Origin of the sequence: Methylomonas koyamae, assembly GCF_001644025.1 — a bacterium.
In the GTDB taxonomy this organism is placed as follows: domain Bacteria; phylum Pseudomonadota; class Gammaproteobacteria; order Methylococcales; family Methylomonadaceae; genus Methylomonas; species Methylomonas koyamae_A.
In genome coordinates, this window is record NZ_LUUK01000171.1 from 1 (window position 1) to 17,735 (window position 17,735).

Genomic DNA, 17,735 nt, shown 5'->3' on the forward strand with positions numbered 1-17,735 from the left:
AATAGGCGGGCTTTTTTTGTCTTGCTCGATTAGTAACTGTCTATTTGGCGACTTATCTTGAACGATAGCCCATCGCTCGTTCCAACGCCCTTGAGCGCAAGGTGAAATAAGCTTCAAGCCGCGCTACTAGATTTTTATAAGGTGTGGCTAGGTATTCGGTTGGGAATGCTTCGTTAAGACGCAGATGGCACAACAACAAGCGAATTCAAACCAGATCCAAAAAGACTGAAATAATGTCCATCTACCGGCCAAAAATGCTTTTCTTGCGATTTCCACCGAACATATGCCAAGAATACCAGAATAAGAGCGATTTCATGTATGTATTGCTGTATGGACTTTAGAAGCGGTCTGACCGCTACCAACTGGGCGTTTTCATTTGCCAATTTGCCAACAGAGCGATGCGTTAAGTATCCAAATTTATGGTCGGAGAGCTAAACCAGATTCGACGATGCGGCTGAACGTAATATGCTGTTTAGGCGGGCGCAAGCACTTATTGTAGGAAACGATGAATTGACTTGACAAGGATTTGCAAGATGGTAGACTGCCTCGCACCTCAAGGGAGGGGGTGTCTTCTTAATTTAGAAGGCTTGAATTCAGGAAAAACAAAGAACTCCCGATATGATCGGGGATTTAGACAATCTTTTAGGAGGTAGAAATGGCTGCTACAACTGAATCAGTTAAGGCTGATGCTGCGGAAGCACCGCTTTTAAATCAAAAAAACCTGTGGGCAGGCATCGCACTGTACTTGGGTTTTTATTCATTCATTCGTTGGTACGAAGGCGTTTACGGCTGGTCAGCTGGTCTGGACTCATTCGCGCCTGAGTTCGAAACATACTGGATGAATATGCTGTACATCGAGATCGTAGTCGAAGTTATCCTGTTCGCAGGTATCAACGGCTATATCTGGAAAACTCGTGACCGTAAAGTAATGTCGATCACTCCACGTGAAGAGCTGCGTCGTCACTTTACTCACTGGACTTGGTTGGTTTGCTACGGTTGGGCAATCTACTGGGGTGCTTCTTACTTCACCGAGCAAGATGGCACATGGCACCAAACCATCGTTCGTGATACCGACTTTACCCCAAGTCACATCATCGAGTTCTATCTGTCTTACCCAATCTACATCATTACTGGTTCTGCTTCTTTCATGTACGCAAAAACCAGACTGCCTACCTATCAAGAAGGTTTGCACCTGATGTATTTGATCGCAGTTATCGGTCCATTCATGATTCTGCCAAACGTTGGTTTGAATGAATGGGGTCACACATTCTGGTTTATGGAAGAGTTGTTCGTTGCGCCTTTGCACTACGGTTTCGTATTCTTTGGTTGGGCTGCTCTGGCTATAATGGGTGTTGTGAACACCGAAGTAATGGCAATTACCAAATTGCTGAAAAAAGACCTGGCTTAATTCAGGCTTTTAAAAGTAAAAACTATCTCCTTTCTTGCTCCGGTCCGCCATTGGTCGGAGCAGGATAAGAGAGTGGTAAAAAATATAATTTTAATTCTTTAGGAGGTAAGCTAATGAGCGCATCTCAATCAGCTGTACGTTCTCGTGCGGAAGCGGTACAAGTTTCCCGTACGTTTGACTGGATGATTCTTTTTACACTGTTCACAGCGGTTCTGGGCGGTTATCACATTCACTACATGTTGACCGGTGGTGACTGGGACTTCTGGACCGACTGGAAAGATAGACGTCTGTGGGTAACCGTGGCGCCTATCGTTTCTATTACTTTCCCTGCGGCCGTTCAAGCATGCTTGTGGTGGAGATACCGTTTGCCAGTCGGCGCAACTCTGTCTGTTGTTGCTCTGATGATTGGTGAGTGGATTAACCGTTACATGAACTTCTGGGGTTGGACATACTTCCCAGTCAACATCTGCTTCCCTTCAAACCTGATTCCTGGCGCAATCGTGCTGGATACAATCCTGATGTTGGGCAACAGCATGACTTTGACTGCGGTAGTTGGTGGCCTTGCTTATGGTCTGTTGTTCTACCCAGGTAACTGGCCAGTAATCGCACCTCTGCACGTTCCTGTAGAGTACAACGGTATGATGATGACTTTGGCTGACTTGCAAGGTTATCACTATGTTCGTACCGGTACTCCTGAGTACATCCGGATGGTTGAGAAAGGTACTTTAAGAACTTTCGGTAAAGACGTTGCTCCTGTATCAGCGTTCTTCTCCGGTTTCGTTTCTATCATCATCTACTTCTTGTGGCATTTCTTCGGCAGATGGTTTGCTAAAACCGATTTCATCGCTGACGACGCTTCTTAATTAGAACGGTTCGATAAAAATGAAGCTGGCAATTTAATTACACATAGATTGCCAGAAAGTCTTAATTTAAATTCTCTAGTGATAGAGGAGGAAATATGAAAATAATAAAAGACAAAGTTGCAAAACTGTCCTTTGTCGCACTGTTGGTCGCAATGACAGCAGCGATGTTTTACGCTCCAACGGCATCTGCTCATGGTGAAAAGTCACAGGCTGCGTTTATGCGGATGCGGACTATTCACTGGTTTGACTTGAACTGGTCAAAAGAAGAAGTACCTGTTAACGAAACGATGACCATTTCTGGTAAGTTCCTGGTATTCGCAGGTTGGCCTGAAACCGTTGATAAACCAGAAGTTTCGTTCTTGAACGTTGGTATTCCTGGTCCAGTATTTATTCGTGCTGGTTCTTGGATTGGTGGTCAACTGGTTCCTCGTTCAGTTTCCTTGGAATTGGGTGAAGTATACGAATTTAAAGTTCTGCTGAAAGCTCGTCGTCCTGGCGACTGGCACGTTCATTCCATGATGAACGTACAAGGCGGTGGTCCTATCATCGGTCCTGGTAAATGGGTAACCATTACCGGTTCAATGAAAGAATTCGTAAACCCTGTTACCACTCTGACCGGCCAAACCATAGACCTGGAACACTACGCTCTGGATAACGTCTATTTCTGGCACGCAGTATGGTTCGTAATTGCGTTCGCTTGGTTGCTGTTCTGGATCAAACGTCCTCTGTTCGTTCCACGTCATATCGCTGTAAGCACCGGTAAAGCAGATTCTTTGATCTCAGCTGGTGACAAAAAAGTTGGTATGCTGTTCGCAGTTGGTACTATGGTTATCGTTGCCGCCTCAATGGGCACAACCAACGAAAAATACCCTGTAACAACTCCGCTGCAAGCTGGTTTGTTGCGTGGTATGAAAACTTATCAAATGCCAGAAGCTACTGTTTCTGTAAAAGTTGATGACGCTTCTTACCGTGTACCTGGTCGTGCGATGCAAATGACCTTGACTATCACCAACAACGGTGATTCTCCTGTTCGTTTGGGCGAGTTCAACACAGCGGGTGTTCGCTTCCTGGATCCTGCGGTTCATGAAGACGATACAGCTTATCCTGACGACTTGTTGGCTGAAGAAGGCCTGACTGTTAGCGATAACAGCCCTCTGGCTCCAGGCGAAACCCGCACTGTCGAAGTTACAGCTTCTGACGCTGCTTGGGAAGTATACCGTCTGGCCGACTTGATCTACGATCCAGACAGCCGCTTCGCTGGTCTGTTGTTCTTCTGGGATGCTAACGGCAGCCGTCAATTGGTAACTATTGACGCTCCGCTGATCCCGACTTTCATCTAATTAATGAAAGTCTAAGCGTAAAAGCTTAGAGGATTGAAAGCCCTCGCTATTGAAAAATAGCGGGGGTTTTTTTTTAATCTGTGTCTTTAATTTGCCAGGCAACGCAATGCCCAAGGCTTAAATGTGTAGCACGGATTGAGGTTGTAACAGGATTATTTAAGAGCAAGGCATGAAAAAAATCTTATTAATTGTACTGTCAGTAACTATCTTGGCAGGATGTTCGGAAAAAGAAGACTATAAACTAGCCGTATTAGAACAAATGAAAGCAGATAAGGACATACAGGATTACAGAATATCACCGGAGATTATGACTAATTGCGTAGTAGCTTCAACGTCAAGCAATATGCCTGGATTGTTCTTATTAGATCCAGTACGTCGAGTAGCCTACAAAAATTACACAAAAATGTTGAGCTTGAATAAATCTCCTGATCCTAAAAAAACGCTATCGGAATTGAGAAGCGACTTTGGTGATCCAAAAAAACTTGCGGATGCACATTCAAATTACACCGAGAGCGTAGTTGAATGTATGTCGAATCAGGTGACCGGCACCGAAGAGAGTAATCCGCAAAAATAAGATTTGCCGATAACTCAGTAGCCAAGCTTGTATCTGGTTAATACGTATCGCACAGGGGATAAAATGTGCACTACACTTTACGACGCAGAAAAATGAAGAACAAACCTTCGGCTATGTTTCGAAGCAAGCCGTCGTTCACAATTTGGATATTTTGTCAAAGTTAGGTAAACGCAAACTTTATGAACCTCACTCTGCAAGTGCTGACTTATAAAGGGGTGCCTATTGCTCAACCGCTGAACGCGGAATTCGATGAGAAAGGCGGGACGATAGGCAGAAAGCCGGGAAATACGTTAGTCTTGGTTGATCCAGAGAGCTTTATATCCGGTCACCACGCGAATATCTCTTTTCAAGCCAACTGCTTTTATATCCAAGATGCCAGTAAAAACGGCACACACTTGGTCAATGAGGGACTAACGTTAAATAATGAATTACACTTATTGCCTGATAATTCCTTAATACGTATCGGTGAGTACGAGCTTATCGCTAACTATCGAGTTAGCGAGCCAATTACTTCGCCGGTAACTGAAAACACAAGCGGAGCGTTTGAGTTTTCAATACCGGGCCCTTTCAGTGCGGATAACTCTCCGTTTGCCGCTGTGCAAGATGACATTGCTCCGTTTCAAAAAAATGCGTTCGCCGAAGAGCTAATATCTTCTTCCTTTAATGATAGCTTTACACCTCCTCCGGCATTAAGTGTTGGAGATGCGCCTAAGGATATTGGAGATTTATTGAAGGGACTCGATGCGCTGGCAAAAAGTAGTGACGAATCGGAACTATCACCCTTTCAGAGTGCCCCTGATTTCTGTATTGATGCACCAAGGGAGATACCTGAGATTAAGCAGTTTGAGGTAGAGGCACCGAAATCCAGTGTGGCGCAACCTTCGCCTTCTTTCCCCGAGGCTCCAAAACCGTTTACCGTAGCAAAGTCTTCAGATGAAGATGCGGTATCCGGAACGGCAACCGACACGAAACACCTACTCTCATGTTTTTTGGAAGGCGCAGGTGTGCACGAAGCGGCGTTTTCATCGCCCGAGCAATGGCCCGAAGTTATGCGGACAGCTGGGATATTATTCCGGAGTTTAACTGTAGGCCTAATGGACGTGTTAAGGGCCCGGGCAGAAATGAAAAGCGAATTCAGAGTTTCGGTGACGACTATCAAATCATTCGACAACAACCCGTTAAAATTTAACCCGGATGTCGAAAGCGTGCTGAAACTCATGTTAATGCCTGGAAATCCAGCGTTTATCGACCCGAAATCAGCGGTGGATGAGGCGTATAACGACATTAGTTCGCATCAAATGGCCATGACTGCCGGAATACAGGCATCGCTTGTCGCGATATTAAAACGTTTCGATCCAGATTTATTCGAAAAGTCACTCGGTGAAGGTATCGTGTTTCAAAAGAAAGCGAAATGTTGGGATCAATACTGCGAAGCCTATCCGCATTTGACAAAATCGGCACAAGAGGATTTCTTCGGTGAAGAATTCGCTAACGCGTATGAAATGCAAATGAAATTGCTCATGCGCCGGTAAAAGGCCGGGAGCGGAGCGCTAAACGACTTCCCTGTAACTAGCAAAATGTTTGACTAAATATGTCTAATAACAACAGGATCGTTTGGTCCGAGGGTATGTTTCTTCGCCCGCAACATTTCCAGCAGCATGATCGCTATTTGGAAGCGCGGATAGACGGACGCTGCCATGGCATTCGTGCATTCGATTGGGGTTATTCTGCCCTGGAAATTGATCACGGATCATTGGCGATTGGAAAAATCTGCCTGTTAAGGGCAAGGGGAATCTTCCAAGACGGTACACCATATAATCTGCCTACGGAAGACGAATTACCGTTACCACTGGATATACCATCAGGGACTACTGACGAACGGGTCTATTTAGCCTTGCCTATGCGTCGGTCAGAAGCTGCGGAAACCGATGACGAGCATACGCCCGATTCATTGGCTCGTTACCGGATAGCAACTAGGGATGTGAGAGATAGCAATGCTGGGAATGATGGACGCTACCCGGTTCAAATTGGGGTTATTCGCCCGCGCTTAATGTTGGAAAGCGAGGAGCGCTCGGGTTTTTTGTGTTTGGGCGTTGCTCGAATAATTGAAGTTCGCGCGGATAAAACTGTGCTACTGGATGAAAACTATATACCCCCTGTTTTAAAGGCGGGTGCGTGCGGCTTATTATCCGGCTTTTTACGAGAACTGAACGGTTTGTTACACACTCGTGGGGAAGCTTTGGCCTCGCGAGTATCCGGCGCATCGCAAGGTGCCGGGGTTGCGGAAGTCGCCGATTTCATGTTGCTGCAAACTATCAATCGCTACCAACCACTGCTTCAGCACTTAGCCAACGAAACGAGTCTCCACCCGGAAAGCATGTTTAGTCTAAGCTTGCAAATCATGGGAGACCTCTCAACTTTTTACAGGCAGAATAAGCGTCCGGCGAAAATGCCGGACTACCAGCATGACGATTTACGGTTAAGCTTCATTCCGTTGATCGAAGAATTACGTCGGTTACTGAGTATGGTGCTTGAGCAGAACGCCATCCAGATTCCGCTAAACAAACATAGTCAATCCGTTTACTACTCCGGTCGTCCAGACGTCAAACTGTTGGATAGTGCGATATACGTGTTGGCGGCAGGCGCGCAGATTTCGTCGGAAATGCTACGTACTCACTTTCCGCCACAAGTCAAAATAGGTCCCGTCGAAGAAATCACTCAACTAGTGACAGCGGCGCTACCTGGAATCTCTATTCACCCACTACCGGTCGCCCCAAGACAGCTGCCCTATCACGCCGGCTATTCATATTTCGAACTCGACAAACATAGTCCGTACTGGAAGAAGATGGCGGATTCAGGTGGTTTCGCTTTCCATATCGGCGGTAATTTTCCAGGCTTGGAATTGGAATTTTGGGCCATCAAAAAAGGGTGATGATTATGGTGCAAGGTGGACCTTTCGGTGACGACGACAAAACCGTACTTCGGCCCATGCCTGGCGGGCGATCACCGGATGTCGGCGCCAGCCGGCCAGCCGCTCAGATTCAGCCCCCCCTAAATATTCAGGCGCCTGTCAACTTGATAGAGGCCTTGCCGTTTAGGCAATCCGGCTCCTTGGTCGATTTGGCTGCGGGCTTGTTGTCACTAGCGTCCAGATTGAAACAAACGGTAAGCTACCCTGCGGTTGATGAACTCAAGCAGAAATTGGGAAAGGAGGTGCGCGAGTTCGAAAACCGCACCTTGGCCGCCGGCATTCCGACTGAACAAGGCCGAATGGCCAGCTATTGTTTATGTACGTTTCTGGATGAAATCATTCAAAACACCCCTTGGGGCAGTCAAAGTAACTGGGGGCACCAGAGCTTGTTAATCGTGTTTCATAAGGAGGCCTGGGGTGGAGAGCGTTTTTTTCAAATCGTCGATTATCTGGTCAAGCAGCCGGCGCAAAGCTTGTCATTATTGGAGTTTTGCTATGTATTAATGAGTTTTGGGTTCGAAGGGAAATACCGAGTTATTCCGAATGGTTTAAACGATATAGAGCGCCAGCGCTTGGAGTTATATCAGCTCATCCAACGAGTTCGGGGCGACTTTGAACCGGAGTTGTCGCCACGCTGGCGCGGCCAAAATACTGGAAAAAGCAACTTGATGAAGCAGGTTCCCCTCTGGATATTCGGAGCGGTGGCGGCGGGTTTGCTGATACTGTGCTATCTAGGGTTTGCCTATTGGATCAATTCGACTTCAGACCCGGTATACCGAGATTTATTAACGTTGACCGCCGCGCCAGCCCAAACTACCGTTGATACGTCCGCGGCGCAATCTGCTCAAACGCAAGTAAAAGCCGTGCCGCATCTGGAGAGGTTCAAGCCGCTGCTGAAGGACGAAATCGCCGCGAATATGGTAGAAGTTGTCGATGATAGCGTCATTCGCGTCCGTAATTCGTTTCCATCCGGTAGCGATCAGGTGAAACCCGAGTTTCTGCCAATGCTCAAGAAAATCGCCAAGGAGCTGGAAAATGGTCAGGAGAGTATATTAGTAACCGGCCACACCGATGATAAGCCCATTGTGTCGGCCAAATTCCCGTCCAATTGGAGTCTGTCCACCGCTAGGGCAAAAAACGTATTGACTATTTTGCAACAGTCGGCCCAATTGGCAGGCACTGCCCGAGCCGAAGGCCGGGCTGACGGAGAGCCGCTGGAGCCTAACGATAGCCCGGAACACCGGGCGTTCAATCGTCGTGTCGATATTTTGGTGAAGTGAGATAGCCGCGTGGGACGGATTATGGTTTTCTTGAAAACAAAATGGGTGCTGGAACTGCTTGGCGTGCTTGCCGTTGCGCTGCTGATCTGGTTTATCGGTCCGTTGATTGCGATAGCCGGAGCAGTTCCGTTGGAGTCCGAATGGGCTCGCTGGTTGGCGATAGGGATTTTGGTCGCTGTCTGGTTGGCATATCGTATGCTGCATAAGGTACTCTCGACCAACCGCGAGAAAAAACTGATCGCGGACTTAGCGACGGCCGATGCCAACGACGCGGCTTCCGCCAGCGAAGCGGAATTGGACGTGCTGCGGCGCGGTTTTGAGGATGCCCTACAGCTATTAAAAACGCCGACCGGTAAATCGCGCGGTAGCCAGTATTTGTACGAGCTACCCTGGTACGCCATCATCGGTGCGCCGGGCTCCGGTAAAACTACCGCACTAATCAACTCCGGCTTGCATTTTCCTCTGGCCGAGCGCTTGGGCAAACATGCGATTAAAGGCGTCAGCGGGACCCGAGATTGTGATTGGTGGTTTAGCGACGAAGCGGTGCTGTTAGATACCGCCGGTCGATACACAACCCAAGATAGCCATCAGCAGGTCGATGCATCGGCTTGGCACGGCTTTTTGCAGTTGTTAAAAAAATACCGGCCGCGTAGGCCGTTAAACGGGGTTTTCGTCGCCGTCAGCGTCGGCGATTTAATGCGGCAAACCGAGGAAGAAATTCGCCAGCATGCCACGGCTGTGCGCCAGCGTATCATGGAACTAAACGGCCAATTGGGCGTGCAGTTGCCCGTTTATGTATTGTTCACCAAAACTGATTTGCTGGCCGGGTTTACCGACTTTTATGCCAATCTGAGCGAGGACGAGCGTGGACAGGTATGGGGTGAAACTTTTGCGCCGGGAGCGGGCGTTCAAGACCTGCCGCAGCACCTCGATCAATTTCGGCTCGCGTACGACGAATTGGTGGACCGCTTGCTGCAGCGCCGCCTGAAGCGCATGCAAGAAGAGCGCGACCTACAACGCCGTGCGGCGATATTCGATTTTCCGCAGCAAATGATGTTGTTGAAATCGTCAGCTTTGCAATTTCTCGAAACTACGTTTGCGGTTAGCCGATACGAGGAGCCGTTTTTACTACGCGGGGTTTATTTCAGTAGCGGTACTCAAGAAGGCACGCCTATCGACCGGGTGTTGTCAGCCTTGGCGAGCAGCTTTCGCTTGGAACGTCAGGCCGTGCCGATGATGAGCGGACGCGGCAAGAGTTTCTTTCTCGGCAAATTGCTCAAACAGGTCGTATTCCCGGAAGCCGATTTGGTGGGTGTCGATCCGAAGATCGAACGCCGCTATCGATTGTTGTCGCTTGGCGCTTACGCCGCCACGGCGGGCGTCGTCGCTATTGCCGTGGTTTGCTGGTTTGTTAGTCTGACAGCAAATAAACTGGCGCTGGCTGAAGTCGAGAAACATGTAGCCGCGTTTCGCGCCAGCAATGCGGTCGGCACGGACACCCGTAGTGGATTTGTCGCGTTGTTGCCCAAACTCAATGCTCTTACCGATGCACGAGAGGTTTATCGCCAAGTGGGTTGGAGTGGGGGTTTCGGCCTGTACCAGGGCGACAAGATCGAAGCCGGTGTCAATGTGGCCTACGAAAAACTGCTGAGGGATAACTTCTTGCCGTTAGTTGTCGTGCGCTTAAAGGAACGTATGCAGGGCGACGAAGGCGCTAATCTGGATGTGTTATATCAGTTGTTGCGCGTATACCTGATGTTCGGCGATCCGAAGCGCATGGATATCAAGGTCGCGCAACCCTGGGTTAAGCTGGATTGGGAGCATCAGTTTTCCACGGACCCCGAAACGCAGGCCCAGTTGCTGACTCACTTGGACAATTTGCTGGCGCTCGACTTGGATTCGGCAACCATCGATAACAGCTTCGTCACGTCGGTTCGTAATAAACTCACCCAAGTACCGCTGGTCAACCAAGTTTATAGCCGCTTCAAAAGCGAAGCCCTATTCGATCACGATCACGATGTCATATTGGCCGGCCAATTGGCGCCGAACGGCGATCGCGTATTTTCCGCCGCCAATGGCAAGGGCCTGGATAGTCTGATTGTGCCCGGTTTGTTTACCGGGTACGGCTATACTGACTGGTTTTTAAAGAAAGGCATGGATTACGTCAAGGAAGCCGCCTCGCAAAATTGGGTGCTGGGTGTCAGTGCCACCGATACGGTGTTGGAATTGGATCGCCTGTACGGCGACTTCAAACGCCTGTATCTGGCCGATTATCAAAAGACGTGGGATGGCGTGCTGACGGCGGTCAAGTTTCGACCGCAACCGAGCACGACGCAACTGGTCGATACCTTGGATCTGCTGTCCCGACCCGATTCGCCGTTAAAACTGCTGCTGGAGTTGGTCGAGAAAAATACCTCGTTGAGCAAGCTGTCGGCCAATCTGGCGGATAGTTTGACCAAAGCGGCCGGCGGCGGGTTAGCCGTTCCGGAAGCGGCAACCCAAAAGTTGCTAGCCATGGCCAAGCAAGGCGACAGCGGTATTGATCCGGTTAAAGCTTTGGAGGCTTATTTCGAGCCCTTCAACTTACAAGTGCGCGGCGCGGCCGATAGGCCTGCGCCGATAGCATCTACCCTGACCAGTCTGAAGAATTTGCACGACTATCTGATGCAGATCGGCGCGGCCAGTAATGCCGGAGGCCAGGCACTGTCCACCGAGGCCGCCAAAGCCGCCGGCGGCGGCATCGATCCCATCCAAGCCGCCAAAATGGAGTTCGCGCGTTTGCCAGGTCCGATCGCCGCGTCGTTGAACGCATTGACCGCGACTGGCGGCCAGCAAATCAAGACGGGCGCCAAGGGCCAGTTGAACGATTTGTTGAAGACTTCGGTCAGTTTGCCGTGCAAAGCCGCATTGACCGGTCGCTACCCGTTCGCAAAAAACACTCCGCAAGACGTGTTGATGGCCGACTTCGGCAAGGTCTTTGCCGCAAACGGCGTGGTAGATCAATTTTTCAACACCAATCTGAAGGCCTTTGTCGATACCGCGCAGGTGCAATGGCGGGAGTTGGCCTCCGATAACGCACTGGGCTTGGCGCCGGCGAGCATCCGCCAATTCCAAATTGCCGCCAAAATTCGCGACGCGTTTTTCCCGAACGGCGGGGCGGTGCCGCAAGTGCAATTCGAGTTAAAACCGTTGACCCTGGACGACCGGATCGGGACTTTTCGGCTGAATGTCGAAGGCCAGGAGCTGGTCTACCGCCATGGTCCGGAGCAGTTGACCAAATTCCAATGGCCCGGCACCAACAACAGTGCCGGGGTTCGGGTCGTGTTCGAAGCCTTGGACGGCAAGCAAGTCAGTCGAACTAAGGAAGGGGCATGGGCTTTATTTCGGATGCTGGACGAATTCAATATCGAGCCGACTAGTCTGCCGGACCGCTTCAATTTGACCGTGCAATTGGAGGGTTATAGCGCCCGTTTCGAGCTGCGTGCCGCTAGCGTCAATAACCCGTTCGGCATCAGCGAGTACCAAACTTTTCGTTGTCCGGAGTCGTTGTGAGCGTTCCGGAAAATCACCGCGTCGGTTTTTTCGGCAAAGTGCCGGCGCTGGGCGATTTTGTCAGTCGGCGCTTGCCCAGACAGTTTATCGATCCCTGGGATCAATGGCTGCAAGGATCGTTGCGTGCCAGCCAGGAAATGTTGGGCGACCAGTGGCTTTCGCTATTTCTGGTCAGCCCGATTTGGCGCTTCACACTTAGTCCCGGCCTTTGCGGGCCGTCGGCTTGGGCTGGCGTGATGATGCCCAGCGTCGACCGAGTGGGGCGTTATTATCCGCTGACCTTGGCGCAGGCGGTCGGTGCCAATGCCGTTTCAGCTTTGTTTTTGCCGGAGTCCGATTGGTTTTCCCGTTTGGAGGAGGCGGCTTTGGCCGGCTTGGCCGAACAGTTTGATCTGGATGGCTTTGATCACGAGATTCTGGCGATCGATGCGGCGTCGGCCGGTCAGTTCGCGCTGGATTCCACGGGAGAACGCGTAGGTGCCGCTAAGCAAGCGGTTCGCTTCGACCTGGACTCATTGGCGCAGGTGGGCAACGTGTTTCCGCGCTTGAGTCAGGTGTTGCTTGACCGCTATTTGGGCAATTACAGCCTATGGGCTTGTCATGGCACTCAACAGGGCCGGCCGAATTTTTTGTATTGCGAAGGTTTGCCGCCACTCGATGCCTACGCTGGTTTCCTACAAGGCGCGCCGCGCCACAGCAATGCTTGGCAGTGCCAGGTTTTCAGTCTTGCGACGCCGCCGGTTTCCGAGGCCGTCGGTGGCGTGAATTCGGAGCCGCCGCCGCCGCCGCCGCTGCCACCGCTGCCACCGCTGCCGGAGTTATCCGGCGTTGTGCCGAGTTTGGCTTGGAATTCTCACGGGATTACCGTGGTGGGCAACAAGCGTAAACACAACGAGGACGCGATGCTGTGTCGACCAGGCCAGGGTTTATGGGTGGTGGCCGACGGTATGGGCGGCCACCAGTCCGGCGATTTGGCTAGCCGCCTGTTGGTAGACAGTCTCGCGGAAATGCCTGAATTGGCCGACTTGGATGCGGAAATTGCCTGGGTCGGTAGTCGTTTGATTAAGGTCAACGACGATTTGTGCCGCTTTGCGCTAAGTTTGCAGCAAGGTGCGGTGATCGGTACCACCGTGGTAGTGCTGCTGGCCAGGGGGAGCCAGTGCGCGGCGGTCTGGGCCGGGGACAGCCGCTTGTACCGGTTTCGGGCCGGCCGGATAGAGCAGGTCACCCGCGACCACACATTATTGGACGAATTGATGGAAACCGGTTTGATGAGCCGAGAAGACGCCTTGCAGCAAGTCGGCGCCAACGTAATTACTCGGGCAGTCGGCGGTCAGAGCAAGTTGGAACTGGATACACTGCGCTTCGTTGCCGAAGCCGGTGACCGTTATCTGTTATGTAGCGACGGATTGGATAAGGAGCTGGCTGACGATGAAATTGCCGACATGTTGGCCGGTGCCAGCTGCCAAACGGTTGCGGAAGCCTTGATCAATGCCGCGCTAAATCGCACGGGTCGGGACAATATTACCGTCGTCGTCGCCGAGTGGGCATGACTGCGGTTGAGTGGCTTCGCGAGCGGTGATAGTTTTATACTCATTTTTTGGAAAGCAGGGGGAAGGCCATGAACAATAACGCCAGTTGGTTGGGTTTAACGGTAATTGCCGGATTGCTGGCTACCGAGGTCTGGGCCGAAGACAAAAACTTCGGTAAGGCTACTCCCAATCCCAACGAGATTATCGAACATTTCAAGGAACCGGCGGCGCAGCCGGCACCGGCGGATGCCGACGATTACCAGGACGTACCCGAGTCCGAGTTAGAGAATGTCAGGGGGCTGAAGAAAATCAGCAATATCGACAAAGCCACCGGTCGTAAGGTGCAGTTACCGACGACGGTGGCCGAGAAGGCTATTTCGATGGAGATTTTGTTCGACTATAACTCAGCGACCCTGAATGCCCAGGCCAAGACTCAGTTGGAGCCGGTCGGTAAGGCCTTGGCTTCCGGCGAACTGGAAGGGATCAAATATCGGATCGAAGGTCATACGGATGTTGTCGGGGGTGATCAATTCAATATCGAATTGTCGAGGCGGCGCGCGGAGGCGGTTAAGGCGTATTTGATCGATAAATTCGGTATTGCCGGCAATGCGATTCAGATTGAAGGGCGCGGAAGACAGGAATTGGCCGACGCCAAAAATCCAACCGCCGAGGCGAATCGACGGGTACGTATCGTCAGTCTGGGTAAGCAATAGCCACGATTTCGGCGGGACGAGAAGAGAATTCACTTGAGCGTAAGCAATCTGCCCGCTACTGATGCCGTGCCGGTCGAAATGACAGCCGTTGACGGAGAGCGTCCGTGACGCCTGCTGAAGACGACGACAAAACTCACTTGTTTACCGCAAGCGCGGGTCAGGGCGTGCCAGTCGCCGATGCGCCTAATTCCGACGCCACGGTATTGGCCAACGAGGCCACCGAACTCGCCAACGACAGGCTACCTCCGGCGTTTCAGCAAATCGCCCGCCCCCCGGCTATCGGCGATTTGCTGAAAGACCGTTTCGAGCTCATTCAAAGTTTGGGCGAGGGCGGTATGGGTATGGTGTTCAAGGCCGTTGATCGACGCAAAGTTGAAGCCAGGTCGAAAAACCCCTATGTCGCGATCAAGGTATTGAATCCCGCACTGGCGCTGAACGAAATGCTGGTGGCAGGTTTACAGCGCGAATGCGAAAAGGCCCAGGAACTCTCGCATCCCAACATCATCACGGTCTACGATTTCGATAGAGACGGCGATCACGTGTTCATGTCCATGGAATACCTGGCTGGTCGGTCTTTAAGCCAGTTGATCCGCGACGCCTCGGCGTCCGGTGGTGTTGCATTAAAGAGGGCCTGGCCGTTGATATTGAGCATGGGCGAGGCCTTGGCCTACGCGCATCGCAAGGGAATCGTGCATAGCGACTTCAAGCCGGCCAACGTGTTCGTCACCGAGGGCGGTGACGTCAAGGTGCTGGATTTCGGCATCGCTACCCGCACCAAACAAAGCGGCGATCCGGACGCAACGGTTTTCAATGCCCGGGTCGAAGGCGGGCACACGCCACCCTACGCCAGTTTCGAGATGATGAACGGTGCCCAGGCCGATCCGCGCGACGACATCTACGCTTTTGGGTTAGTGGTTTACGAATTATTAACCGGCCGGCATCCCTACGGCCGCAAACCAGCGTCTACCGTGTTCATCGGGCAGCAACGCGGGGAGAAGCTCGCGCCGGCGCCGGTCAAGGGCTTGAATCGCCGCCAATGGCAATTGTTGAAATCGACCATCGAAATACTGCAGGAGCGTCGGCCCAAGGCGCTGGAAGAGTGGCTGGAACAATTCGATCCGGAAGCAGGTTGGTCACCGCAATTGGTCGGTGGCAGCGTCGCGATCGCTTTGGTTTTGGCGGGCGGACTCGCCAATTGGTGGTTGACCCGGCAGTCGCCGGAACCGTTGCCCGCCTCCGACGCCCAACGTTGGCAGATCGCCGCTCCGCCTCAGGTTGCGGCGCCGCCTTCGGCCGATGCCGGCGCCGATCGGCAAGCGACCGTCGGCGACAGCGTCAAACTTGACGCTAGTGCTTCCAGATCCGGCGACGGGCAGCCGCTGACTTATAACTGGAAACTGGCGCAAATGCCGGATGGCAGTGCCGTTTCTTTGCAAAATGCGGATACAGCGCATCCCGAGTTGACTCCCGACAAAGCCGGCGATTACCGCGTGGAGTTGACGGTCATGGACGGCCATACCCGTTCAGCCGTCGATGTTGTCGAAGTCAGGGCAGAGGCTGTTAAGGCCGCAGAACCGAAGCATCAGGCGGCTAGTGCCGACGGCGTTCTCAGTTTGGCATCCAGTAAACCGCAGTATCGGATCGGAGAGGAGCTGAAGCTGACGCTCTATACGGCCAAGTCCGGCTATCTGCGCGTGGCTTACATCGGTGCGACCGGCGAAATCAGCGAGCTGTTGCCCAACCAATACCAGAATGGCAAAGTCAAGGCGGACACCGAATACCGAATTCCGCCGCGGCCCGACAAATTCAAGCTGGAAATCACCGGCCCGGTCGGTACCGACAACATCGTCGCCGTTTTCAGCGAGCAAGCCTTGCCAAATGTCGAGAGTATCGCCAATAGCGATGGTTCGTTAGTCCCGGCGATGCAGGTCCCAGGCATTACATGGGTCCGGATTCAATACGAAGTCGCCAAGCGAAAATAGCCACCAGTGGATGCATTGTTTAAGTGGGTTGATGCGTGTCTTGGAGACATAACTTAGATTGACCGGATTCGTGCTTTTGGATAAAGTTACCTAAAGTTTTTTTCAAAAATGTGAGCTAATTAATAAAAGAGGGTTCGGTTGGGGATGGATGCCGTGTTTGCGTCAGTTCTGCCGACCGGGCGTTAAACCCGCATTCCCGAGCCGAAAAACTAAGGTTCCGCAACACTTTTATTAAACCTTAGGTGAGGCGCCGGCAACTTTTAATCCCAATGAGGTGTTTCGTTGTGGCAATCCATCGTAAGCACCCCGCGGATTTGGGTCTCGTTGCTGGGCTAGCGCTGGTGTGGTATGGCGTGGATGCTTACGCGGTCGGGGAAGTGGTTGTCGATTCGACGCTGAGAGCCGGACATACCCTCACGCCGAGCTCAGGCGTGACGACCATTACTGGTGAAACGGATGGTGTCAAATCCGGATCCAATCTGTTCTTCAGTTTTTCTAAGTTCAATCTCCCCGCAAATACCGATGAGGCGCGTTTCGTTTGTTCCGGCGCCAATTGCGGTGCCGGTTCAATTGTGGATAACGTTATTGCCCGCGTAAATTTTGACGGCACTAATGGGGCATCCACGATCAACGGTATTGTTAGTTTTGGCAATCAACTGACCAATGCTAACTTTTGGTTGTTCAATCCCGAAGGAGTCGTGATTGGTGCGGGCGCTTCGATAAACGTGCCCGGATCGTTTCACGTTGGTAATGCCACGCAGGTTAGTTTTTCATCTAGCGAATTTAGTCTGGCCACGACGGATGTTAGTTCATTGAGCATCGCTCCTACCGGGTTCGGTTTCACGAGTGTTGATCCCGACGGCGCAGGGGTCAAGTCGAGTGTTTCCCCTTCCGGAAGCGTCAGTCTTAGCGGCGGTGCGATTAATACCGCCTCAGGATCGGTGGATATTCAAGGCTCCCAGGTTCTTTTAAATGGTTCGACGGTGACGGCGGGCGGTGCCGGTACTATTTCGATTTCAGGCACGAATTTATTAATTCAAGACGGATCGACGACGACATTGACGGGAGGAGGCGCGACACTTGTTAGTTCTAGCGGCGCGATCCAAATCGGGAGCGACACCAACCTGCAAGCCGACAGCGTGACGGCCGGCACGAGCTTGAGCAATGCCGGCACGCTCAACGGTTCCGCCACGGCCGGCACCGACCTGACCAACACCGGCGACATCAGCGGCAACGCCAGTGCCGGCACGGTGCTGACCAATAGCGGCACCATCAACGGCAACGCGACGGGCGGTACCTCGGCCGTTGGCGTCGCGGGCCTGAGCGCCGACGGCAACGGCAAGATTTACACCGTGGTGAACCAATTCGGCGGGACATTGGGCAATGCCGACGGCGATACCGTCAGCAGCCAGAACGGCACGGATATTCAAAACTTCGGCGTGACCGGCGGCGCGGTGACAGCGGCGCGCTATCTGGACAACAGCGGCACGATCGGCGGCCTGGCCCGCGCCAACAACGGC

Annotated in this window: 12 protein-coding genes; all 12 read left to right on the plus strand. The window is 52.0% G+C overall.

Annotation, left to right across the window (positions count from 1 at the left end; translation table 11 throughout):
- The first annotated feature begins 655 nt into the window (after window positions 1–655).
- Window positions 656–1,408: a bacterial ammonia monooxygenase, subunit AmoC gene (gene amoC / locus A1355_RS12980; RefSeq protein WP_064028760.1), complete on the plus strand. Its 753-nt coding sequence runs from the start codon at window positions 656–658 to the stop codon at window positions 1,406–1,408.
- Between the two features lie 113 nt (window positions 1,409–1,521).
- Window positions 1,522–2,271 (plus strand): bacterial ammonia monooxygenase, subunit AmoA, encoded by a 750-nt coding sequence (gene amoA / locus A1355_RS12985; protein WP_064028762.1) that lies wholly within the window; start codon window positions 1,522–1,524, stop codon window positions 2,269–2,271.
- 95 nt (window positions 2,272–2,366) lie between these two features.
- Window positions 2,367–3,611, plus strand: a complete 1,245-nt coding sequence (gene amoB, locus A1355_RS12990; RefSeq protein WP_064028764.1) for a bacterial ammonia monooxygenase, subunit AmoB — start codon at window positions 2,367–2,369, stop codon at window positions 3,609–3,611.
- Window positions 3,612–3,780: 169 nt separating this feature from the next.
- Complete coding sequence (locus A1355_RS12995) at window positions 3,781–4,185, plus strand: hypothetical protein (protein ID WP_064028766.1); 405 nt, start codon at window positions 3,781–3,783, stop codon at window positions 4,183–4,185.
- A gap of 179 nt (window positions 4,186–4,364) precedes the next feature.
- Window positions 4,365–5,717 (plus strand): type VI secretion system-associated FHA domain protein TagH, encoded by a 1,353-nt coding sequence (gene tagH, locus A1355_RS13000; protein WP_064028768.1) that lies wholly within the window; start codon window positions 4,365–4,367, stop codon window positions 5,715–5,717.
- A 59-nt stretch (window positions 5,718–5,776) separates the two neighbouring features.
- Window positions 5,777–7,117: a type VI secretion system baseplate subunit TssK gene (gene tssK, locus A1355_RS13005; protein WP_064028770.1), complete on the plus strand. Its 1,341-nt coding sequence runs from the start codon at window positions 5,777–5,779 to the stop codon at window positions 7,115–7,117.
- A gap of 56 nt (window positions 7,118–7,173) precedes the next feature.
- Window positions 7,174–8,436, plus strand: coding sequence for a type IVB secretion system protein IcmH/DotU (gene icmH / locus A1355_RS13010; RefSeq protein ID WP_231883660.1), 1,263 nt, complete (start codon window positions 7,174–7,176; stop codon window positions 8,434–8,436).
- A 21-nt stretch (window positions 8,437–8,457) separates the two neighbouring features.
- A complete protein-coding gene (gene tssM, locus A1355_RS13015; protein WP_231883659.1) occupies window positions 8,458–11,988 on the plus strand; it encodes a type VI secretion system membrane subunit TssM in 3,531 nt (1,176 codons plus the stop codon).
- Window positions 11,985–13,541: a type VI secretion system-associated protein TagF gene (gene tagF, locus A1355_RS24600; RefSeq protein ID WP_197471802.1), complete on the plus strand. Its 1,557-nt coding sequence runs from the start codon at window positions 11,985–11,987 to the stop codon at window positions 13,539–13,541. The genes tssM and tagF overlap by 4 nt, the downstream gene beginning before the upstream one ends.
- Window positions 13,542–13,609: 68 nt before the next feature.
- The gene (locus tag A1355_RS13025) at window positions 13,610–14,233 is read left to right on the plus strand and encodes an OmpA family protein (RefSeq protein ID WP_064028775.1); all 624 of its coding nucleotides are present in this window, start codon (window positions 13,610–13,612) and stop codon (window positions 14,231–14,233) included.
- Window positions 14,234–14,337: 104 nt separating this feature from the next.
- On the plus strand, window positions 14,338–16,215 hold the full coding sequence (locus A1355_RS13030) for a protein kinase domain-containing protein (RefSeq protein WP_157197870.1): 1,878 nt from the start codon (window positions 14,338–14,340) through the stop codon (window positions 16,213–16,215).
- Between the two features lie 431 nt (window positions 16,216–16,646).
- Window positions 16,647–17,735, plus strand: a 1,089-nt coding sequence (locus A1355_RS24605) for a hypothetical protein (protein WP_197471803.1), incomplete at its 3' end; no start/stop codon positions are given.